The sequence below is a fragment of the Dehalococcoidales bacterium genome (assembly GCA_035529395.1).
Taxonomy (GTDB): domain Bacteria; phylum Chloroflexota; class Dehalococcoidia; order Dehalococcoidales; family Fen-1064; genus DUES01.
The window spans coordinates 1-21,707 of the sequence record DATKWT010000005.1 but is presented as its reverse complement, the minus strand read 5'-3'; the positions used below and the strand labels follow the sequence as shown (position 1 = coordinate 21,707).

General features: G+C 55.7%; 18 protein-coding genes and 1 pseudogene. 11 read left to right on the top strand and 8 right to left on the bottom strand.

The window, feature by feature from the left end; genetic code table 11:
• Positions 1 to 1,381: hypothetical protein (locus VMW13_00270; GenBank protein HUV43241.1), on the top strand; the 1,381-nt coding region annotated here is incomplete at its 5' end.
• Between the two features lie 12 nt (positions 1,382 to 1,393).
• Here VMW13_00270 and VMW13_00265 read toward each other — a convergent pair.
• Entirely contained in the window at positions 1,394 to 2,695 is a 1,302-nt protein-coding gene (locus tag VMW13_00265) for a TldD/PmbA family protein (GenBank protein HUV43240.1), read from the bottom strand.
• Positions 2,696 to 4,072 (bottom strand): TldD/PmbA family protein, encoded by a 1,377-nt coding sequence (locus tag VMW13_00260; GenBank protein HUV43239.1) that lies wholly within the window; start codon positions 4,070 to 4,072, stop codon positions 2,696 to 2,698. It abuts the gene before it with no gap.
• A 260-nt stretch (positions 4,073 to 4,332) separates the two neighbouring features.
• Between VMW13_00260 and alaS the strand changes: the two genes are divergently transcribed.
• Positions 4,333 to 6,945 carry an alanine--tRNA ligase gene (gene alaS, locus VMW13_00255; GenBank protein ID HUV43238.1) on the top strand — a complete coding sequence of 871 codons (2,613 nt, stop codon included), beginning with the start codon at positions 4,333 to 4,335 and terminating at the stop codon, positions 6,943 to 6,945.
• Positions 6,946 to 7,102: 157 nt separating this feature from the next.
• Here the strand turns inward: alaS and VMW13_00250 are convergent.
• Positions 7,103 to 7,960, bottom strand: a pseudogene (locus VMW13_00250) (hypothetical protein).
• Between the two features lie 521 nt (positions 7,961 to 8,481).
• Between VMW13_00250 and VMW13_00245 the strand changes: the two are divergent.
• Positions 8,482 to 9,756 (top strand): serpin family protein, encoded by a 1,275-nt coding sequence (locus VMW13_00245; GenBank protein ID HUV43237.1) that lies wholly within the window; start codon positions 8,482 to 8,484, stop codon positions 9,754 to 9,756.
• A 341-nt stretch (positions 9,757 to 10,097) separates the two neighbouring features.
• Here VMW13_00245 and VMW13_00240 read toward each other — a convergent pair whose 3' ends face one another.
• Together VMW13_00240 and VMW13_00235 are read right to left on the bottom strand one after the other, a co-directional pair.
• Positions 10,098 to 10,892, bottom strand: coding sequence for an enoyl-CoA hydratase (locus VMW13_00240; protein HUV43236.1), 795 nt, complete (start codon positions 10,890 to 10,892; stop codon positions 10,098 to 10,100).
• 57 nt (positions 10,893 to 10,949) lie between these two features.
• Positions 10,950 to 11,669, bottom strand: coding sequence for a CehA/McbA family metallohydrolase (locus VMW13_00235; protein ID HUV43235.1), 720 nt, complete (start codon positions 11,667 to 11,669; stop codon positions 10,950 to 10,952).
• Positions 11,670 to 11,977: 308 nt separating this feature from the next.
• Between VMW13_00235 and VMW13_00230 the strand changes: the two genes are divergently transcribed.
• The 6 genes from VMW13_00230 to VMW13_00205 all read left to right on the top strand — a co-directional run bounded on the left by VMW13_00230 (position 11,978) and on the right by VMW13_00205 (position 17,350).
• On the top strand, positions 11,978 to 12,796 hold the full coding sequence (locus VMW13_00230) for an enoyl-CoA hydratase/isomerase family protein (protein ID HUV43234.1): 819 nt from the start codon (positions 11,978 to 11,980) through the stop codon (positions 12,794 to 12,796).
• Between the two features lie 82 nt (positions 12,797 to 12,878).
• A complete protein-coding gene (locus VMW13_00225) occupies positions 12,879 to 13,319 on the top strand; it encodes an NIL domain-containing protein (GenBank protein ID HUV43233.1) in 441 nt (146 codons plus the stop codon).
• A 377-nt stretch (positions 13,320 to 13,696) separates the two neighbouring features.
• Positions 13,697 to 13,969 (top strand): MoaD/ThiS family protein, encoded by a 273-nt coding sequence (locus tag VMW13_00220; GenBank protein HUV43232.1) that lies wholly within the window; start codon positions 13,697 to 13,699, stop codon positions 13,967 to 13,969.
• Positions 13,970 to 14,102: 133 nt separating this feature from the next.
• Positions 14,103 to 15,077 (top strand): nitronate monooxygenase, encoded by a 975-nt coding sequence (locus tag VMW13_00215; protein HUV43231.1) that lies wholly within the window; start codon positions 14,103 to 14,105, stop codon positions 15,075 to 15,077.
• Positions 15,078 to 15,190: 113 nt separating this feature from the next.
• Positions 15,191 to 16,267, top strand: coding sequence for a nitronate monooxygenase (locus tag VMW13_00210; protein HUV43230.1), 1,077 nt, complete (start codon positions 15,191 to 15,193; stop codon positions 16,265 to 16,267).
• Between the two features lie 102 nt (positions 16,268 to 16,369).
• Positions 16,370 to 17,350 (top strand): nitronate monooxygenase, encoded by a 981-nt coding sequence (locus tag VMW13_00205; protein HUV43229.1) that lies wholly within the window; start codon positions 16,370 to 16,372, stop codon positions 17,348 to 17,350.
• A 4-nt stretch (positions 17,351 to 17,354) separates the two neighbouring features.
• Here VMW13_00205 and tgt read toward each other — a convergent pair whose 3' ends face one another.
• The 3 genes from tgt to ruvX form a co-directional block, all read right to left on the bottom strand.
• Positions 17,355 to 18,536 (bottom strand): tRNA guanosine(34) transglycosylase Tgt, encoded by a 1,182-nt coding sequence (gene tgt / locus VMW13_00200; GenBank protein HUV43228.1) that lies wholly within the window; start codon positions 18,534 to 18,536, stop codon positions 17,355 to 17,357.
• A gap of 69 nt (positions 18,537 to 18,605) precedes the next feature.
• Positions 18,606 to 19,130 (bottom strand): HPP family protein, encoded by a 525-nt coding sequence (locus VMW13_00195; protein HUV43227.1) that lies wholly within the window; start codon positions 19,128 to 19,130, stop codon positions 18,606 to 18,608.
• A 2-nt stretch (positions 19,131 to 19,132) separates the two neighbouring features.
• On the bottom strand, positions 19,133 to 19,531 hold the full coding sequence (gene ruvX / locus VMW13_00190; GenBank protein ID HUV43226.1) for a Holliday junction resolvase RuvX: 399 nt from the start codon (positions 19,529 to 19,531) through the stop codon (positions 19,133 to 19,135).
• Between the two features lie 549 nt (positions 19,532 to 20,080).
• Between ruvX and VMW13_00185 the strand changes: the two genes are divergently transcribed.
• The gene (locus tag VMW13_00185; protein HUV43225.1) at positions 20,081 to 20,623 is read left to right on the top strand and encodes a sigma-70 family RNA polymerase sigma factor; all 543 of its coding nucleotides are present in this window, start codon (positions 20,081 to 20,083) and stop codon (positions 20,621 to 20,623) included.
• Entirely contained in the window at positions 20,610 to 21,521 is a 912-nt protein-coding gene (locus VMW13_00180; protein HUV43224.1) for a hypothetical protein, read from the top strand. The genes VMW13_00185 and VMW13_00180 overlap by 14 nt, the downstream gene beginning before the upstream one ends.
• The last annotated feature ends 186 nt before the right edge of the window (positions 21,522 to 21,707 follow it).

Below are 21,707 nucleotides of genomic sequence, written 5' to 3'. Positions count from 1 at the left end.
ACTCATTAGTCTGGTAACTGACCGACCTCCCTGGTTGGCGAAGATAAGACAGGTGATGCGGATGGTGCTGGTCAGTAGCGGCGTCGCCTATCCCGTGTTCTTCGGTACCCAGCTGCTCATGGTGTACGGTGCAATCTGGTGGGAGTGGTCACCCCCGGTGGGTCAGGGTATTACATGGTGGCCGGTGTTTTTTGTCTCTATGCCAATAACGTGGTTGCTCGTTCAATCCGGGCACGGGGTACTGGCAGACCGGCCGGGAGGGACGGCCAGTTCGTACCGGCTGCTGGCACGAGACATCGCCGTCAAGCTGGTGACGACCCTGCTCAAGCTCGTGGGGGCCTTATTTGTTGTCGCCATGCTGATGGAGCAGATGTTCGCCCTGCCCGGCCTGTGGCGCTTGTTCCTGTCAAGCATATTCACCAGAGACTACCCGGTGGTTTTCGGAGCCGCCTGGACGTTTGTCATAATTGTGGTACTGGTCAAGCTGGCGGCAGACCTTATTGAAATCGCCTACAATCACTTCGGCGGAAGGGCGGTGACAGCCGAACCGGCGGAGGAGCAGCCGCCACTGCGAAGGAGCATACCCAGGGCCTGGCTTATCGTCTCTCTGGTACTGGTGCTTGCGTCTGTTGTCGTGGCAGTGGTCGTTCCGGCATTGGCACCCTACGACTACAACGAAATCCACATAGCAGACAGGCTGGCGCCCCCCGGTGCTGACTACCGGCTTGGCACCGACTCTCTGGGCCGTGATCTATTCAGCCGGCTGCTCTACGGCATCAGGGTCGATATCCAGGCCGCCGGCATGATGGTTGGCATGCTGGTGATAGTTGCCGCCGGCTTTGGGATAGCGGGGGCGGCCCTGAGACGGATGGACAACTGGCTGGGCGATACCCTGGAGGACCTGGTGATGCTGCCCAGGGACATACTATGCGCCTTCCCCTGGCTGATGCTGCTCATACTCTTGATGAGCGTGGTGGGGGTGGGCCTTGTCCAGGTGGCGATGATGGCCGGCCTGGTGGTGCTGCTACCCCGCGCGGTGGGCATGATGCGGGAGGCCTACAGCTCGCCGCCGGATGGGCGAGGCTGGCTCTACAGCGTGCTGTGGTCAATCCCGGTGATGATGATGCTCGCCATGGCAGGCGGTATCCTGTATACCTCCACCATCAGCTTTCTCGGTCTTGGCATACCGCCACCTCAGCCGGAGCTTGGCGGCATGCTTTCAGCGGAAGGGCGGAGATACATGCTCCAGGCCCCGTGGATGGCGAGGTGGCCGGGCATTCCACTGGTATTGCTGATACTGGTGTGGGTCATGGCCGGTGATGCCCTGCTTGAGAGGCTGGGCTTCCGCTCCAAGGCAGTTTGGGCCAAGGTCGTGGAGTGAGGACGGGCAGGGTTACTTACTGGCCACAGACACCCCGGGACAGTAGATTGAAGGGGTATTGAAGGAGCCGCCTATCCACCTGGCGTCGTTGCCGATGGCGGCTATCTGGTCGAGGAGCTGGTAGATATTGCCGGAGACCATCGTGTCTTTGACCCGCCCGACTATCTTTCCCTTCTCTATCTTGAAGCCAAGCAGGACGTTTCCACTGAAGTCACCACCGAGGACATTGCCCTGGGTAGCACCCATTAGCTGCTCTACTACCAGTCCTTCCTTGATATCCGCCACCATGTCGTCGAAAGAGGTGTCACCGGCGGAGATTAGAAAGACGCTGGGTGTAGGGGTGGGCAGCCCGCCCGGACTACGATGCCCGTTACCCGTGCTCCTGGTATTGGCCAGGGCTGCCGTCTGAAGGTCGTAGAGGAAATTGCTGACCGTACCTTCGGTGATTAGCGGCGTGCACTCGCTCGGTACAGCTTCGTCATCACAGGGGCCACTTCCCGGGCAGTAGGGGACTGTCGGGTCGTCCCTCAGACCGAGTTTGCTATCGAACACTTTCTGGCCCAGCTTTTCGCCGATTGGTGAGGCTCCTTCAAGGACAGTCTTGCCACTGAACGCCGCCATCAGCGGGCGGCCGAAAGCACTGGCTATGCCCATGGGAGTGAAGACCACCGGCATCGTTCTGGTAGGAGCCGAAGCCCGTTCTTTGGCCAGTTCAAGCTGCCGGAGGACTTCCACTGTTATGGCTTCCGGTTCCAGCAGGGGATGGCAGGAACTCTGGTGTTCACCGACAAAAAGCATGTCCGTGCCGTGAATAAGCTGGCCCTCGACGCCGATGCTGAAAACGCTCTCCCGGTAGCTGACCCGCCCGCCACGGGAGTTTATAATGGTGAGGGTGGCTGTTGTCCTGGTAACCCCGGCCTCACAGATAATGTCAGGCGTATGCGCCCGGACCGTGTCTATCAACTTTTGACCGAGTTCGGTCATCTGCTCCAGGGTTACTGTCTCGACAGCCGGGTCGAAGACCTCGACCTCCGGGTAGGTGGTCAGCGATGGCAGAGTGAAGTGCGCCTCCGTCCCGAACTGCGCCGTGGCGACGGCGTTATCAACCAGCTCCTCGATATCATTGGTGCCGGTGGTGGTGGCGTAACCGAGCTTGCCATCCTTGATGATGCGAAGGGCTACCGTATTGCTCTGTTTGCTCTGTATCTGCTTCAGGCGGTTGGCTTCAAACTCAACGGGCGTTTCCTCCGAAGAGACCATGAAGACCTCGGCCTCCTCGGCTACTTTGCTGGCTCTGGCCAGGATATCTTCCACCTAGTTACCTCCTACGAGGCAGTGTCGTATCCGGATATGTGGACTGCCATTGCTGACGGGCAGTGGCGACTGCGCTCCCTTGCCGCATCCACCGCCCTGGTTCATATCCAGGTCATTGCCAATGGCATCGATGTTCTCCAGGGTGCTGAAGACGTTGCCGGTAAGCACCACCGGCCTGAGTGTCTCCGCAATCTTTCCGTTGCGAATCATGTAGGTCTCACCGGCAGAGAAGGTGAACATCTCCATGCTGGTCTGTCCACCATACCAGTTCTTGACATAAACACCCTCTTTAATGTCGGCTATCATGTCGTCGAAGCTGGCCGAACCGGGCTCAATGTAGGTATTGGTCATACGGACAATAGGTGGATGGCGGTAGCTGATGGCACGGGCGTTTCCCGTGGGGGGTTCATTCATCCTGGCGGCGGTCTCGCGGGAGTGCAGCCTGCCCACCAGTTTACCCTCTTGAATGAGGTAGTTCTTGATGGCACGTACACCTTCATCGTCGTACTTGTAGCTGCCGCGTAATCCGGGCAGTATTGCGGTATCAACGATGTTAAGATGGGGACCGCCGAAGGTCTTGCCGAGGGTCATGATGTCACGCAAGCGGTCATTCTCATAGACGAAATCAGCCTCGGACAGGTGCCCGAAGGCCTCGTGGACGAACACTCCGGCGAGGACCGGGTCCAGTACCACGGTATACTCTTTGCCCTTGACCTTCGGTGCAGAAAGCATGGCAACCGCTTTATTCGCAAGGTCTTCCACCTTTGAGTGCAGGCCCCGGATAACCGAAAAGTCGTCACGACCCCCTATGCTTACGCCGGCCTGCTGCACTTCACCGTTCCTGGCAGCGACCGCCACGACACGCAGGGTGACATCCGTCCGCTCCTGCTCGATGCGACTGCCCGTTGAACTCAGAAAAATGGTCTTCCTGTGACTGTCACCGTAGCCAATAGTCGAGGTCTGTATCCCGGGATTACCCCAGACGACATCATTGTACTCGTCGAGGAGAGCTTTCTTGTCGGCCAGTGAGATTGTCACCGGATTTTCGACTATGGTGCATGGGACGGTCTCGATGACCGGGTCTACCGGGGCAAGCCGACTCTCTCCGCTGCCGACAAAGCGTGCCTGCTTGACCGCCAGGGCTACCTTGTCCCGCAGGTCATCGAAGTCGTTGAAGCTGACGAAACCCCAACCACCCTTTACCAGGGCCCGTACACTGCCGCCAACGGCATTGGTCCGGCCGATGGATTCCAACTGCCTTCCCCGGTAGCCTATCTGGCTTGTCCGGCTCTCGGCGACTCTGGCCTCGATATAGTCAGCCTGGTGCCCCTTCAGGGCCTCAGTCAACTCGTGGCTGATAGTGTCAATGTCTGCCATCTAACACCTCACTCAAGGCACAGTTTACGGGACGGGTGACCGTATGTCAATGCGTGCTCGCAGACGAGGCGTGCTCGAAGACGAGCACGTGGGCATGCTCGCAGACGAGCACGTGGGCGTACCCGTAGACGAGCACGTGGGCGTACCCGTAGCACGTGGGCGTACCCGTAGACGGGTACGCCTTTACTCTCGTTGACAGAGTTTGCCTGTTGGCCTACAATCAGGTATAACAACGGCCACTGGCGAGCATGGAGCAGCAATTGAATAGCGACGAAATCCGTTCTGCATATCTGAAGTTCTTCCAGGACAGGGGACACAAGGTCGTGCCCGGTATTTCGCTGATACCGCACGGCGACCCCAGCCTGCTGCTGACCAGCGCCGGCGTGGTGCCATTCAAGGACTACTTCGCGGGCAGAGCGAAACCACCGAGCCGCCGTATGGCTTCATGTCAGAAGTGTTTCCGCACTACCGATATTGAGTTCGTAGGTGATGCAACCCACTGCACCTTCTTCGAGATGCTGGGTAATTTCAGTGTCGGCGACTACTTCAAGAAAGAGGCTATTAGCTGGGCGTGGGAGTTTGTTACCGAGTATCTTAAATTACCCACGGAACGGCTCTGGATTAACATCTTTCTGGATGATGACGAGGCGTTCGATTGCTGGCGTGAGGTTGGTGTCGCGGCGGAGAGGATTAACAGGCTTGGCGAGGAAGATAACTTCTGGGGGCCGGCGGGAAGTTCCGGACCGTGCGGACCGGACTCTGAGATATTCTATGACTTCGGCGAGGAATTCGGGTGCGGGAAGGAGTCCTGCGCGCCGGGGTGTGACTGCGCACGCTTCACCGAGATATGGAACCTAGTCTTCACCCAGTTCGACCAGGACGAGGAAGGCAACCGGACTCCGCTTCCATCACGAAATATCGATACCGGCATGGGGCTGGAGAGAACCGCCGTTGTCATGCAGGGCAAGACATCGATATATGAGACGGACCTGTTTTTGCCCCTGATAGAGCGCATCCAGGAACTGAGCGGTAAGCGGTATGGTGCTGATGCTACTGCCGACCATGCCATGCGAGTGGTTGCCGAGCACGGGCGGGCGGTCACATTCCTGATTGCGGACGGTGTGATGCCGAGTAACGAAGGCCGGGGCTACGTGCTGCGGCGGCTGCTGCGGCGGGCCACGCTCTTTGGCTTGAGGTTGGGACTGGATAAGCCCTTCCTCGGAGAAGTGGCTGCGGTGACAGTAGGCCTGATGGGACACTTGTACCCCGAGCTTCGGGACAGACAGAACTTCATGCCCCGGGTAATAGAACTTGAGGAGACCGGGTTCAGCGATACCCTCAAGACAGGGCTGGAAGTGCTGGAGGGCATTATCGAAGAAGCCGGGGGAAAGGGAGATATCTCAGGAGAGGACGCCTTCCGGCTGTATGATACCTATGGCCTGCCGGTGGAGCTCACTAAAGAAGTAGCTACGGAGCGCGGCCTTTATGTGGATATGGAAGGCTTCACACAGGAGATGGCGGCACAGCGAGAGCGTGCCAAGGGTGCTCAGAAGTTTGACATCTCTGATGAAGACCTGGCTGTCATAGCGGAACTGGTCAGCGTCCGTGAAACGCCGTTTGTCGGCTATGACAGTCTGGAGCACCGGTCTCGCATTATCGGTCTGCTCTCAGATGGTGCTTCGGCGGAAGAGTTAACGGAAGGTGAAGAAGGCAGCATTATCCTGGAATCCACTCCCTTCTACGGGGAGATGGGAGGCCAGGTGGGTGACACCGGTGAGATACGCGGGGACTCGGCGCGGTTCCTGGTAAGCGGTGCCGTCCGTATCACACCGGATATCATTGCCCACCGGGGTCGTGTGGCTGTGGGTAGTCTCACCGTAGGCGACGATGTCGAGGCCGTAGTGGATAGGGACCGGCGGCTGGATATCGCCCGCAACCATACTGCCACCCACCTGCTTCAGGCGGCCCTTCGCCAGGTGCTCGGAGATGAGGTCCAGCAGCGGGGTTCGCTGGTAGCGCCGGACCGTTTCAGGTTTGACTTTTCCTACCTGACAACGATGCTGCCCGAAGAAACGCAGCGGGTCCAGTCAATCGTCAACGAGAGGATTCGCCAGAACCTGGAGGTCAGGGCAGAGGAGATGCCCTATAAAGAGGCAATCGAGCAGGGTGCAACCGCATTGTTCGATGAGAAATACGGAGATACCGTCCGGGTGGTGAAGAGCGGAGAGCCTGTTGTCAGTGCCGAGCTATGCGGCGGTACACACGTATTATCGACAGGCCAGATAGGTCCCTTTCTGATTACCAGCGAGAGCAGTATCGGTTCCGGGCTGCGCCGGATTGAAGCTGTTACCGGCCGGGTGGCTGAACAGTTGATAGAGCAGCGCTTCTCCGAGCTTGATAGAATTGCCCAATCTGTGGGAGCTTCGGCGGATGAGGTGGAGGAGAAGGTCTCCGGACTGGTTGCCGAACTGGAAAGCGAGCGGAAACGAAGCCTGGTCCTGGAGAGGGAGATGTCCCGGAAGGTGGCTGAGGAGCTGTTATCACGAGCGGAGGTAGTAAAAGGGGTAACCGTGCTGGTGGCGGAAGTACGACCGTTCCCGCAGCAGGTACTTCGCGAGATGAGCGACTTCCTGCGGGACCGACTGAAGAGCGCCGTCGTGGTACTGGGTACGGTGCATGGCGACAGACCGGCCTTTCTGGTTGCTGTGACCCCTGACCTTGTCGAAAAAGGTTACAACGCCGGAGACATAGTAAAACAAGTAGCCAGGGTAACCGGCGGTGGCGGCGGTGGCAAGCCGACAATGGCCCAGGCCGGCGGCAGGGATAAAGACAAGCTGGGCGAGGCACTTCGCCTGGTTAAAGATCTGGTTTGAGATTTTACGGGGCATACCGACACCACGGATATCCTGACGATTTACGGTGCAAGACCCCCTACCATCTATGGATTTAAAGAGTGGGGTATGGGAGATAGAGAGAAGGGGAAGCGCCGCACCACGCTGAATCACAACTGAGGTGTGCTGCTGTTCGTTCTCAAGTCAGGTCAATTCCTGCTTTTGATGCTTTGACCTTGAGATAATTTATGAATGCTGAGCAAGCTACTAGCATAAACTTAGCATCTTCGAAATCTAATGCAGGTTCTTCCAATAAAGCATGACGTATTCCATCTGCATCGCTTGTATATCCATATAACTTGATGAATCCTTGTCGTAGCGCAGAATGTAGCTGTATCTTTTCTGCGAGTATTGTCAATGCTTCGGCAAGCTCCGCTTTGTCTTTACTAGCAATGTGGCTAGAAATCGCCTCAACAGCACTTATCGATTCCTTAATTGAGTTTCTGAAGTCGGGCGATTTTTTATCTGATAACTTTTCTAACGCTGAGTTCAAATGAATAGCGACGGGCCCTAAAGCCTTGGCAATTTGTAAGGCTTCTTCTATTTCAGCAATCTCCCCTTCATTAGTGATGGGAGTAATCGTTTCTCCAATAAATCGGTAACCAGAAACTTCACGCTCCAGAATAGAGTTGCAGTAGCTTATAAATCTTTTATTCACAGACGAATTAGGATAGTTGTTTGCGATGAATTCCACAATGTCATAAACCTCTGACCATAGGCAAGAGAAATATTCGTCTCGTATTTCTTTCGTAACTAAGTATGGATACTCTGGCATGGTATCAAGCGGTTGTTTGAAGTAGTCAAGCCACAACCGACCAAACAATGCTTCTAATTCACTATTTTAAGGACTATGCAGGAGTTCACTTGGCCTACCCGCACTCCAATAATAAATGTCGAGTGCGTTCCAGAGTCCTGTGCGTAATTCTTCGTCTATAGACTCTATTTGAATCACACTCTTAACTGGCTTGTAACCATGCCTTTGTGAGAATAGTCTCATCCTTCACCTGATGTCTATTACTTGAAGAGATTATACTCCCATGATTGTGTCCATACAAGAACTATCAGGAGATTCTAGCAGGGTGCTGAAAAAGCCTTTCGACCATGCCCGTGCGGCCCAGATGGGCCGTCTGAGCCACACGAGATAGGGGCGTACACCAGTGCGAAGGTCCTGTTAGGTGAAAGATGAATCAAGGGGGACACCCCCTTGAAATCCCCCTCAAGAGGGGTTACACCCCTCTTTGACACCCCAAAACGGTGTGAAGGACAATTTCAGGCAAGGGTCGTTTGCACCTAAGGGTGTGTGGGACTATTCTGATCAGAGTTCGGGGATGCAACTACAAGCGGAGAGTCAAAGGGGCTACGCTCCTTCTGAGGAGCACCCCCCTGGACTCCCCTTTTTCAACACCCTGCTAGAGTATGACCTTCTGCCCGGGCTGAATCCCGGACGACAGGTTGATGTGATACTCTATCACTATAATCGTATAATTGAGTTAGCATCACCATTTGGAGGTTAGTAAAATGAAGAAGCTGTTACTCTGCGCCGTGATAACGGTTATGCTGCTGAGTCTTATGGCCTGTGGCCAGCCGCAGTTGACCGAACTGCTGCAATCAGACAAGCAGCGTGTGGCCTCTCCAGACGTGGGCGAGTCTGAGCTGATATCTCTAATCAATGGTAACAGTGCCTTCGCTTTCGACCTGTACCAGGAACTTGGGAAAAGAGAGGGCAACATCTTCTACTCTCCCTACAGTATCTCATTGGCGCTGGCGATGACGCATGCCGGTGCCCGCGGGGAAACGGAGCAGCAAATGGCGGACACTCTTCACTTTACTCTCCCTCAAGGCAGCCTGCATCCGGTGTTTAACGGGCTGGATATTGAACTGAATAAACGCGGTGAAGGTGCCAAGGGTAAGGATGGCGAGGGTTTCCGTCTAAATATTGTCAATGCCATCTGGGGTCAAAACGGATATAGCTTCCTCCCCGGGTTCCTGGATGTCCTGGCAGAGAACTACGGCGCCGGACTGAGAACACTCGACTTCGATACAGAACCGGAGGAGTCTCGCCTTACAATCAACAACTGGGTCAGCGACCAGACTGAAAAACGGATTGAAAACCTGATTCCACAGGGTGTTATCAACGAGCTCACCCGGCTTGTGCTTACCAATGCCATTTACTTCAATGCTGCCTGGCTTTATCCTTTTAACGAGAATTCGACGGAAGACGGGCCGTTCCATCTACTCGACGGTACTGCAGTCATTGCGCCGATGATGAAGCAGACAGAGATGTTCGGTTACGCCGAAGGTGATGGTTACCAGGCGGTTGAACTACCGTATGATGGGAACGAGCTCTCAATGGTGATTCTGCTTCCTCGAGCCGACCAATTCCAGGCATTTGAAAGGGCATTAGACGCACAACGTGTAAGTACCATTCTAACGAGTCTGGAACGGAGAAGTGTCGCTCTGACAATGCCAGGATTCGAGTTTGAATCGGAGTTCAGCTTGAAGGAGACGCTGGCCGCAATGGGCATGCCCATTGCCTTCTCCATGGGTGCAGACTTCTCAGGAATGACTGGCAATTATGAGCTGTTCATAGCGGAGGTTGTCCACAAGGCCTTCGTGTCTGTGGATGAGTCCGGGACAGAAGCAGCTGCGGCCACAGCGGTGATGATGCAATTGACGGGTATGCCAGAACGGCCTGTCGAGGTCACGGTCGACCATCCCTTCATCTTTCTGATTCGCGATGTCAAGACCGATAGCATTCTGTTTATCGGGCGAGTCGTCAACCCTAACGAATAGACACCTTAACAGACAGCGTGATTTCGTACCGGCCGGCATAGAGAACCAGACAATGTATTTCGGTGACCTGCTAGATTACGTAATCATTGGCCGGGTCAAGGGAAGACTACTGCCGATGTGTTATCGCGCCGTCACCACAAAGACACACAAAAGATTAGCTCCTTCCGGGTATTGACGGGGCTAATCTAATAGTTTGACATAATATAGACAGGAGACATTGCTGGCGACTGACCGGCCGCCACTTTCATAGCAGGGGGGAGCAGGAAGAGAGCCGGTGAAAGTCAATATCGTGTGCTTTTCCAGTACATTCCAGTTCCGGTCAGGGAGGCTCTTCTGCGTTTCTATTCCCCACGGAATACCGGCTCCCGCTTTTCGACGAAAGCCGTGGCACCCTCTTTGTGGTCCTCGGTCTGGTTGAGCTCGTTGATAATCGGGCCGATGTACTTGAGCGTCTCCTCAAGGTCCATTTCCAGACCCTCGTAAATAGCGCGCTTCGTCCTCTGTATCGCCAGCGGCGGCCCTTTGGCCAGTTTCTCTGCCAGCTCCATGACGGCAATCTCAAGCTCATCGTGGGGAACGACCATAGTCACCAGCCCTATCCGTTCCGCCTCCTCAGCACCAATCATATCACCAGTCCAGGCCATCAGGCAGGCCCTATCGATGCCGACCAACCGGGGCAGAAAGTATGTTCCCCCGGAAGCCGGCATCATGCCCCTGCGCACGAATACCTCAGCAAACCTTGCCTTATCCGAAGCTATCCGGACATCGCAGGCACAGGCCAGGTCAAGCCCCCCACCTACGGCCACTCCATTTATGGCACCGATAATGGGCTTGTCACATCTCTGCATCAGAAGGTGGAGAGAAACACGCTCCGACCGCGCCATTTCGTACTTCTGCTCTGCCTCCGGTTTGTCGAATCTTTGCGCCATGGCCCTGACATCCGCACCCGCGCAGAAGGAACGCCCGGTGGCGGTGAGTATTATCACCCGCACGCTCTTGTCGTTGGCGCTATCCTCCACGGCTCGGTAGAGGCTATCTGACATCTCAGGGGTGAAGGCATTCATCTTGTCGGGTCGGTTCAGGGTGATGGTGGCAATGCTATTCTCCTTGGTATAGATGATATCCGGATACTCCATAAGCCTGCTCCCTTTCTTCTCCGGTAGTCAGTGGCCCCGTTGCTGCCAAAGCGATAGCTACTCGCGACGACACAGCTCACCGGGAAAGGCGACCTCTGTTTCATAGGCACGGAGGGCCATCCGCAGAGCGTCCAGAGTAATTTCCCCAATCCTGATATACACAGGACGGCGGCCGATATCCTCCAGCGCATGGGCGTCCGACCCCTGAATACAGGCACGTTGCTTCGGGTAGCCACGCACCTCCCCGGCGTTCCACAACCCCTTATTCTGGGGCACAGTTATTTCCAGGGCACTGAGGTGGTCGCTGCCATGAATCGCTCTCTTCACCCGGCGGGGCTGGTTCGTTTCCAGAAACCCGCTCGGCCATCTCTCCACGTGAGCGGCAATGGCCAGCCCACCCCGCTCTTCCACTTTCTCAAGGACCTCCTCAGTATTGCCTCTGGCCTGGACAATGGCGTCACCCCGTCCTTCGCGGTCGACTCCGACATAGTCCAGAAAATCGCGCAACTCTTCAATAGGCATATCCGTGGGAAACAGGGCCAGGATATGGCCCCCTGCGGTCGACAGCTCTATTCCCGGAAAGACACAGAGTCCTCTTTCTGTTGCCGCCTGCCTGATTTCCTCGATTCCTTCGACGGTATTGTGGTCCGTAATCGCAATCGCATCCAGACCGTCGGCCAGCGCAGCATCGACTATCTCCTCCGGAGTGACAGACGTATCGCTGTAGCACGCCGATTTGGGGGTATGTACGTGCAGGTCTACTTTCCTGAATGGCAAAGCTCTACTTTCTCTTACCGCACCTGTCTGTCTATTCAGAACTGAAACCCGTCCACTTACGCCAACTTCATACTTAGGTTAGCAAGCCCGGCTTCCTTTTGTCAAAGGTAACCCGTCAGCATGATGCGTCGTGGCGCAAATTGACAAACCACTGATAGTGAGACTATTATTCTGAGAGGCGCACTTTTTATTTTAAGAGACATACTCTTTAGTATTCCGGCGTTGGATGTGGTTTTTCTACCTCTTAACTGGCCAGACTGGAAATAATCAAACTGCCCCGGGTAATTGTGAAGGGGGGAACTATCATAATGGCGTACGAAGAAATCCTCTATTCCGTTGAGAGCGGCAACATTGCCGTGATTACGCTGAACCGGCCCGAGGCCATGAATGCTCTGACTCACAAGACCCATGCCGAGCTTGGCCAGGCGATTGACGAGGCCAATCGCGACGACAAGATAAGGGTGATTGTGATTACCGGGGCTGGCCGTGGGTTCTGCGCCGGCGATGATGTCAAGACCATTTTCCTCGGTGCCGAAGGTACTCAGGAAGAGAGGCAGAAAGCCTACCGGGAAGAGCAACTCCGGTACCTGCAGGGGGGACACATGACCGGCGGGTCTGAGGCACTTCTGACAATTAACAAGCCTTCCATTGCCGCAGTCAATGGCGCTGCTGTGGGCTACGGGTGTGATACTGCCCTGATGTGCGATATGAGGATAGCCTCGGAGCGTGCCAGGTTCGGTGAAGTCTTCCTCAGGGTGGGCTTGATTCCCGATGAAGCGCAGCTTATCCTGCCCCGGCTGGTCGGGCTGGCCAAGGCCTATGAGTTAATGCTGACAACAGACATCATCGATGCCGAAGAGGCCTACCGCATCGGTCTGGTGAACAGGGTGGTACCCCATGAAGAGCTGATGCCGGCGACGCTGGAAATGGCTGCCAAGATAGCCAGTAAACCGCCGATTTCGGTGCAGCTGGCCAAGGAAGGGATTCGGCGTTCAGTCAACATGCCGGTCGAGCAGTGGAAGGAGTGGTACTCATTCGCGATGCGCTTCTGTTTCGGCACAGAGGACCATCAGGAGGGTGCTCGGGCTTTCGTCGAGAAGAGAGAGCCGAAGTTCCGTGGCCTGTAAACCACGGCGGATAGCCCGGCAGACTGCAACCGGTGAAGGTCCGGAGCAGACACATAAGACAACACTGGCCAGAGGTGGGTAAATGACGACTTCCAGAAGAAAACCTTCTCAAAAAACGGTATCCCGAAGAATAGTGCTGCGCTTCCCGCGGCGCCTCGTGGACCGGCCGATAGTCTATCGGCTGATAAAGGACTACGATCTTGAATTCAATATCCTCAAGGCTTCAGTGACCCCGGAAGAGGAAGGCCTGATGGTGCTCGAACTCAAGGGCAAGCAGGAAAAATATGACGCAGGCATCAGGTACATGGTCGACGCCGGAGTCAGGATACAATCCCTAAGCCAGAGTGTAACCCGCAACGAGGAACGGTGCACCCAGTGTGGTGTTTGCATGACCATCTGCCCCACCGGTGCTTTTGAGCTTAACCCGGAGACCAGAAGAGTGACATTCCATGATGATAAATGCCTTGCCTGCGGTCTTTGCATTAAAACCTGCCCGCCGAGGGCGATGGAGCTACATTTCTAGTAGTGTGCTGGAAAACACTTTCGACCAACCCCGTGCGGCCCAGATGGGGCGCCTCTCAGAAGAGGCGGGGCCCCTCAGAAGGGGCGGTGCCTTCCCCTTCCTGGCCAGGAAGAGCCTTCCTACCGAGGAAGGGGGTAGAGGATTATATCCGGGGGGCACCGGCAGAATCTGGTTTCGGATTCTGCTAACGTCATTCTGTAAGAATGACGCCCAGACACCCTTGCCAAAAGGGGCGGAATCCCTCCGGACTCCCCTTTTCAGCATCATGATAGGAGCCAGCAGAAACCTATTCATTGAATACCGTGGCACAATCCCGCGGGATATGCTGGCAACAACCTTTTGAGTAGACGGCACCAGGGGTGAGGTGTGAAGAGGAAATGAGCGTAAAGATTAACATTCCATCGTATCTCCAAACCTATACCTCTGAGCAAGAGGTGGTTGAAGTACCGGGTAGCACGGCTGGGGAATGCCTTGACCGTCTTGTGGAGAGGTTTCCCGATATCAGCCGGATGCTTTACGCCCGGGAGGGCGAGTTATTCGACTACGTCAGTATCTATGTCAATGGAGAATTCGCCAGCACCGACGAGCTTGCCAGGCCCGTTAAGGATGGGGACGAACTGCACATACTGTATATACTCGGTGGAGGCTGACACGAAGTCGGAACAGATACGATGTAAGCCCGCATCAGGCAGGTGGCAGTGTCCTGCGGGCTTATTGGCACGGTTGACACACCGCTTGCCCGCAGGTAATATGATAGACAGTCAGGAGGAGGGATACGTGCAGATGTTCAAGACCAGAATAACGGAACTACTCGGCATAGAATACCCGATTATCGCCGGGCCTATGGCCTACCTGTCGGGGCCGGAACTTGTCGCGGCCGTTTCCAATGCAGGGGGGATGGGTATTATTGCCTCGCTGACATACACCGAGATAGACCAGCTCCGGGAGGCAATCAGGAAGACAAAGGACCTGACCGACAAGCCCTTTGCTGTCAATGTTACCTTGCTTCCCATGGCCCGGACGGTCAACTACGAGGACTACTTCCAGGCTGTTCTGGACGAAGGAGTCAGCATTGTCGAGACCTCGGGCCGCAGCCCCGAGCCGTACATCAGGATGCTCAAGAATGCCGGTGCGACGGTGATGCACCGGGCAACAAGGATAAGAGATATCTCGACGGCGGAACGGGTGGGGGCCGATGCAGTTACTATCCTCGGTACCGAGGCTGCCGGTCACCCGGGACAGGAGGAGGTTACTTCCATGGTCCGCATCCCGATAGCCGTTGATACCGTGAAGGTGCCGGTTATCGCTGGCGGAGGTATTGCCGACGCCCGTGGTTTTGTTGCCGCACTGGCCATGGGTGCCGAGGGCGTGCTCATGGGCACCCGCTTCATGGCTAGCAAGGAATGCAATATGCATCCCAACGTCAAGGAATGGATGCTGGGAGTCGGTGAAGCGGATACGATACTCATCCAGAAATCAATCAAGAACGCGTCCCGTGTGGTGAGGACCGAGCACACCGAGAAGATACTGGAGATGGAGAACCAGGGAGCCAGCCTGGAGGAATTGCTGCCGATGATAAGCGGCCAGCGGGGAAGGAATACCTACGAAACCGGTGATGTTGGCGGGGCACCGATAACGGTCGGCCAGGTTGTCGGCCTGATACATAATATCCCCACTGTCAAGGAAATCATTGACGGCATTATCAGCGAAGCCAGGAGCATTATGAAGCGCCTGGGCAAAATGGAGGTCACTACATAACAATATCAGACGATAGCAGGAGGTGAAGCATAGTCCATACACACTGTATCGGTTTGGTGGTCAGTGGGGCGGATAAAAAGTGACCAGAAAATTTGATAGAAGGAGATAGCAGAATGAAAACAGGAATGACCGAGCTATTCGGTATCGAGTACCCCATCATGCTGGCAGGAATGAACTGGCTAACCACACCTAAACTGGTTGCAGCCGTATCCAATGCGGGAGGTCTTGGTGTCCTCTCCGCACAGTGGTATGCTGCCGACAAGCTAAGAGGTGCCATTAAGGAAATCCGGGAGCAGACCGACAAACCATTCGGTGTCAACCTTACGCTTGGAGTAGGGGCAAGGGAAAGGGTTCCCGTAATCATTGAAGAGAAGGTACCGGTGTTGAATTACGCTCTGGGAAGACCCCCGGAGATTGCTCCTCTTATCGAAGCGGTACACAATTACGGCGGCAAGGTCATCGGGACGATTGCCATGCTAAGGCATGCCATGCGCTCCGAGCAACTTGGCGCTGATTGCATTATTATCACCGGGTACGAGGCAGCATCCCACTCCGGTAATGTCGGTGCTCTGGTGCTGGTACCCACAATCGCCGAAGCAGTAAAGGTGCCGTGCATCGGCGCCGGCGGCTATGCCGATGGTCGTGGGCTGGCAGCAGCCCTGGCCCTGGGTGCCCAGGGTATATCGATGGGTAGCCGGCTGGCCGCCACCGATGAGGCCGAGGTAGCCGAAACTGTCAAGCAGACCTGGGTTAATGCCAGCGAAGAAGACACCGTTATCGACCCGGCTTTTGACGGCATCAACTGCCGCGTGCTGCGCAACGAGGCCGCGGAAAAACTGCTCGAAAAGAAAGCACTCCCGCTATTCGATGCGATATCGGCCGGTCTGCACATGAAGAAAACCCTGGGTCTTTCCTGGGGACAGCTTTTCAAAGAGGCCAACAACCTGAGGAGACAGGCGATTGGTGTTGGCGGCGGTCAGCGGGGTCTCGGCTCAGCAATGCGTTTTGCCGTCGGTGGACGCCTGTTCGCCAAAGCTACCGTGGAAGGCGACCCCGTAAATGGAATCCTGATGATAGGGCAGACCGTGGGCAGGATAAAGGATATCACCACTGTCGCCAATGTTATTGAACGCACCGTTAAAGAGGCTGAAGAGATACTGCAAACAATGAACAAGCAGTTTGCTTCCTGAGACGGGACATAGTCCGGTAGCAGAGTGATATACAGAGCAGCGGGTACTGCCGGTATTTAGCCCAGAGCAGTACCCGCTCTTTTCTGGAAGGGGGTCAGTACAGTGTTCAAGACCAGGCTTACCGGGTTACTGGGAATCGAATATCCCATAATTCAGGGCGCACTCGGGGGAGGGCTATCACGCGCCGAGCTGGTATCGGCGGTCTCCAATGCCGGCGGACTCGGAATGATAACCTCGCTCAACCACCAGACTACCGACGAGTTACGCGAAGAAATCAGGAAGACCAAAGGCCTGACCGACAAGCCGTTCGGGGTGAACGTTACCCTGCTGCCGACGATTCGGCCGGTCAACTACGAAGAGTACTTTACCGCTGCCCTTGAAGAGGGAGTGCGCATAATCGAAACCTCCGGTCGCAGTCCCGATTCGTACATGAAAATGCTCAAGGATGCCGGGGCTATCGTAATGCACAAGGTCGGGGGTGCCAGGCATGCCAGGACAGCAGAACGCGTGGGAGTAGATGCGGTGAGTGTCGTCAGTTTTGAGGCAGCGGGACATCCCCTGCCCGACGATGTAGCATCATCCGTCCTTATCCCTATCTGTGTCGATGCCGTGAAGATACCCGTTATTGCCGCCGGCGGTATCGCCGATGCCCGCGGGCTTGTCTCCGCCCTGGCCCTGGGCGCTGAGGGTGTGCTCATGGGCACCCGCTTTACCGTCAGCAAGGAGTGTACCCTGCACGCGAAGGCTAAGGAATGGCTGCTCCAGCTTGGTGAAGCCGATACCATGCTGGTCCACAAGGCTATCAACAATACGGAAAGGGTAATCAGGACCGGGTTCGCGCAGAAGATACTGGAGATGGAGGAGAGCGGCGCTCCGCTGGAAGAGATACTCCCCCTGATAAGCGGTGACAAGGTAAGGGAGGCATACAATAGTGGAGACATCAGTGATGCCCTGTTCACCGTGGGTCAGGTTGTCGGGCTTATCCGCGATATTCCCAGCGTGAAGGAAATTATCGACGGTATCATCAGTGAAGCCGGGAGCATCATCCAGCGACTTCAGGGTATCGATACCGGGGCGAACTAGGCGGCTACCCGGCGACTTTCCTCGACCGCAGCCACTTCTGCTTCTGCTCAAGCCGTATCCGTTCGTCGGTAGGGCGGTAGCTGTACAGAAACCGGTCCCGAAAAGATTCGAAGGTGCCTTCCAGAATAGCGTCCCTCATCTTCGTCACCAGGCTGCTAATAAAGGTAAGGTTGTGGATTGTCGCCAGTCGATAGGCGAGTAGCTCCCGAGACCTGAAGAGATGGTGAAGGTACGCCGCCGAGAATGTCCGGCAGGTGTAGCAGTTGCACCCTTCCTCGATGGGCGCTTCCATCCGGGCGTAGGCAGCATTCTGTATATTCACTCGCCCCCCGGATGTAAACAGAGCACCGTTCCGGGCGACACGAGTCGGTAAGGCACTGTCAAATATGTCAATCCCGCGAGCCGTCCCTTCGACGATATCCTCAGGTGAGCCGACACCCATCAGGTAGCGCGGTTTGTCCTCGGGTAGCAGGGCAGCCGTCTGCCCGGTGATATCCAGAGTTACCTGCTTCGGCTCGCCAATGCACAGTCCGCCGATAGCGTAGCCCGGGAAGTCCAGGGATACCAGGAATTCGGCCGACTCTCGTCGCAGTTCGGGAATAACACCACCCTGCACAATAGCATAGAGCGCCTGTCTATCAAGGCTGTGTGCTCGCTGGCATCGCTCCGCCCATTGGTGCGTTCGCACCATCGCTTGCCGCACCTGTTCCGGACTATTATCGACCGCCGGGCACTCGTCGAGGACCATAGCAATGTCGGCACCGAGTGCCTCCTGATACTGCACTACACGTTCAGGGGTAAGGAAATGCTCGCTGCCGTCGATGTGTGAGCGGAACAACACGCCTTCATCATTGACCTTTCGCAGTGATGCCAGGCTGAACACCTGATACCCCCCGCTATCGGTAAGAATAGCCCCATCCCAGCTCATGAACCTGTGCAAACCACCCAGTTTCTCGATTGCGGCAATGCCAGGCCGAAGATAGAGGTGGTAGGTATTGGCCAGCAGCATTGTCATACCGACACCCTTTATCTCTTCCGGGGTTAACGTCTTCACTGTGGCCTGACTGCCCACCGGCAGCAGTACCGGCGTGGGCACGATACCATGGGGAGTTACCAGTTCCCCGGCGCGGGCCCGGCTCCCGGGGCAGGTCTTCAGCAGTTGAAAAGAAGTAGCCTCGGTTGTCATCTCGAATCAATATCCTTCAGACCGAATGCGTAACGGTTGTGGTGCAGCAAGCAGCACCTGCAAACAAGCTCAATACAGGTCCACCAAATGGCGTCCCAGTAACCTGCGGACAATGGCCAGACACAGGACGAAGACCAGAATGAAGATAACCGTCTTATTCGTCCACCCGTGCGCGATAATGCCGAGGGCCGTCCCTGCAGCCGGAGGATGCTCCGTGTTCGTGACGGTCATCCCGAAAATCGACAATCCTACTGCCAGAGCACCAACCAGCCACGAAACGTACTCCCACTCAATGGCTAGCTCCCTCAGGACTCCGTTCAGTAGCAGGAAATAACACAGAGCACCAACAGCCACTCCCACGACATGACCGCCGACCAATCTCCGCGCCTCGGCGGTACGGGACCGTGGTATGGCGAAGACAATAAAAGTGCTTGCCCCCAGGGCAGCAACGATGGCCGCATGTGTGAGCATCTCAACGAAATACAGGATTATGGCAACGACGACAGTGGCAACAAGGCTCTGAATTATGAAGCTTCTGGGATTCCGGAGGAACTCCCGGTCGACTACACCAAGCAATTCACGACGTTTCTCCACAGTCAGCGTCCTTCCTCCAGGTAACCCTGCAGGATTATGGCGGCCGCGGCGGCATCGTAGCGCACCTTCTTGCGGCTCTTCCTGCCGCCACTCTTCATCAGACGTCTTGCCGATACAGTCGTCAGGCGTTCATCCCGAAACTCTACATGAACATCGATGCATCGGCACAGCTCCTGTACGAAGTCCTGTACCTTACGTACCTGACCGCCAATAGTGCCATCCATAGAACGGGGTAAGCCAACGATTACGAGCGCTACCTCCTGCTGCTTCACGATATCAGCAATGGCCTCAAGCTCCTGCCGGAGTTCGCTTCGCTCGATGATTGTAAACGGACTGGCCAGTATCCCGCCGGGGTCACTGAGGGCAACCCCTATCCTCCTATCGCCGATATCAAGTCCCATACTACGCATCATTACCTTCGAGTTACTCGTTGCCTTCCAGACACCAACCTCTCCCCTTCTTTACAATTATGGCTCTGATGTCCTTCGTTATCCGGTCAATCCAGATACGCGTTATCCGGTTAATCCAGACACGGGCCCGGACATCTACGTTCCGGAAGGTACCGAGTGACTGCTCGCCAGTGTTCGTCGTCAGCGTTTAAGACGTACCCTGCAATGAACACTCTATCTGATTAAGTGTCTGGAATCAAGCTTCCGTACCCGTCCGGGACATCAGTGACACTCCAGTACAGCCGATGCTGGTTGTCAACGGAGAGCACCCATGCGATTAGCTGCGGTACTGGCCGCCTCCTCATGGGGCAATGCCTTATCCCACACAAGAAAACCCTTCCCTTTTCTGCAGGTAGTAATGGCACTACAACTAGCGGCTGCCGTCGCAGCTTGCAACATCATGACATATTCGGCATAATTTAGTGTGATACTCCCATGGTTGCATCGTATCAGTAAGTGCGGGGCAACCCTGGGATGCTTCATAGCTGGAGATGGACCAGGGTGAGTACTATAAACGAAATCAGGAGCGCCCGGGAGACCTTTGCCGAGCTCTATGAGGAGTTCCTTCCCAGGGTCTTCCGGTATATAAAATACCGGGTGAATAGCGTGCAGGTAGCAGAAGACCTGACATCGGGAACATTTGAGAAGGCCTTGACAAACTTCACCAGGTTCTCCAGCAACAAGGCCTCGTTTTCGACATGGATATTTACTATTGCCCGAAATACGGTTATCGACTACTACCGGGTACACGGCAGACGGCAAACAGTGTCACTGGAAAAAGCCGAGATTGACGTATCATCACCGGAGCTGCCGCCGGATGAAGCAGTGGAGAACCAGGAAGAGCGGGAAAAGTTGCGGGAGTGTCTCTCCCGGCTTTCCAGAGAAGAGCAGGAGCTCGTTTCCCTGAAGTTTGGCTCAGGACTGAATAACCGGCAGATTGCCGGGGTGACGGGCCTGTCAGAATCGAATGTAGGTACCAAGCTCTACCGGGCAGTGCGGAAGCTGAGAGACAGCTTCCCGGAGGCGAAGAATGCCCAGGCATAAGAGGGAAGAGCAGGACTTCCTGGAGAACATCGAACGGCTGATTGCCGGCGAAGGGGTCAGCATTGGTGAGGACGCCGATGAAGACCTCCGTACGACTATCGAATTCAGCCGCAGGCTGTCTGATCTCCATACCGGTCCCTCGGTGGAGTTCAAGGACCAGTTGAAGTCGCGATTGCTCATGAAGCTGACCGAGCAGGAAGTTGCTGCCGGTCAGAGAGTCGAGAAGAACTGGTTCCGGGATATTCTGGACAGGCTGGTACCACAGAGCCCGGTCTGGCGCACTGCGACCGTCACCCTGGTCATGATTGTTGCCGTGGTTACGGTGATGTGGCGGACAGGGATGTTCACCGGGGTGTCTTCTCCGGGAGCCGGTGTAGTTGAGAGCGCTCAGCGTGGTGTCGAAAAGGGAGTATTCACCGCGCAAGCGGTCGTAGAGGAAGCGGAAAGCACAGCTGATGCTCCCATGGTGGGTGCTGCCAAGGAGGCGGCGACTGCCCCGGCACTGGAAGCGGCTATGGTGTCTTTGTTCGATATGCAGGTGACCCCCTTAGAATCGACTATCGCGGAGTACGGGCACAAAGTGAGTTACCAACTGACCTTCAGTAACACTAGTAACGAGACCATCGTAGTGACTCCGTTTCCACCGAGATTCACCATAGCAGGTGACAGTACTCTGAGACCGGTCCGTATACTGACAGAAGAGGACCGGAGTATAGAAGTGGGAGCTTCTGTCAGCATTGTGTATGTTTTCACCTGGGACCAGCTTGACGATGACGATACCCAGGTTCCCCCCGGCTGGTACACCGCCTATCCGGGCACGGTAACCGTGACCGGCAGCGAAGAGCCGTCGACGGTTGAATTCCCGCCTCTGCCCCGCATACTTGTACAGTCCCCCTAGCAGGATGCTGAAAAACCCTTTCGACCAATCCCCGTGCGGCCCATTTGGGCCGCCTTCCCCTTCCTGGCCAGGAAGAGCCTTCCTACCGAGGAAGGGGGGAAAAATCATATCTGGGGGACACCGGCAGAATCTGGTTTCGGATTCTGCTAACGTCATTCTGTAAGAATGACGCCCAGACACCCCTGC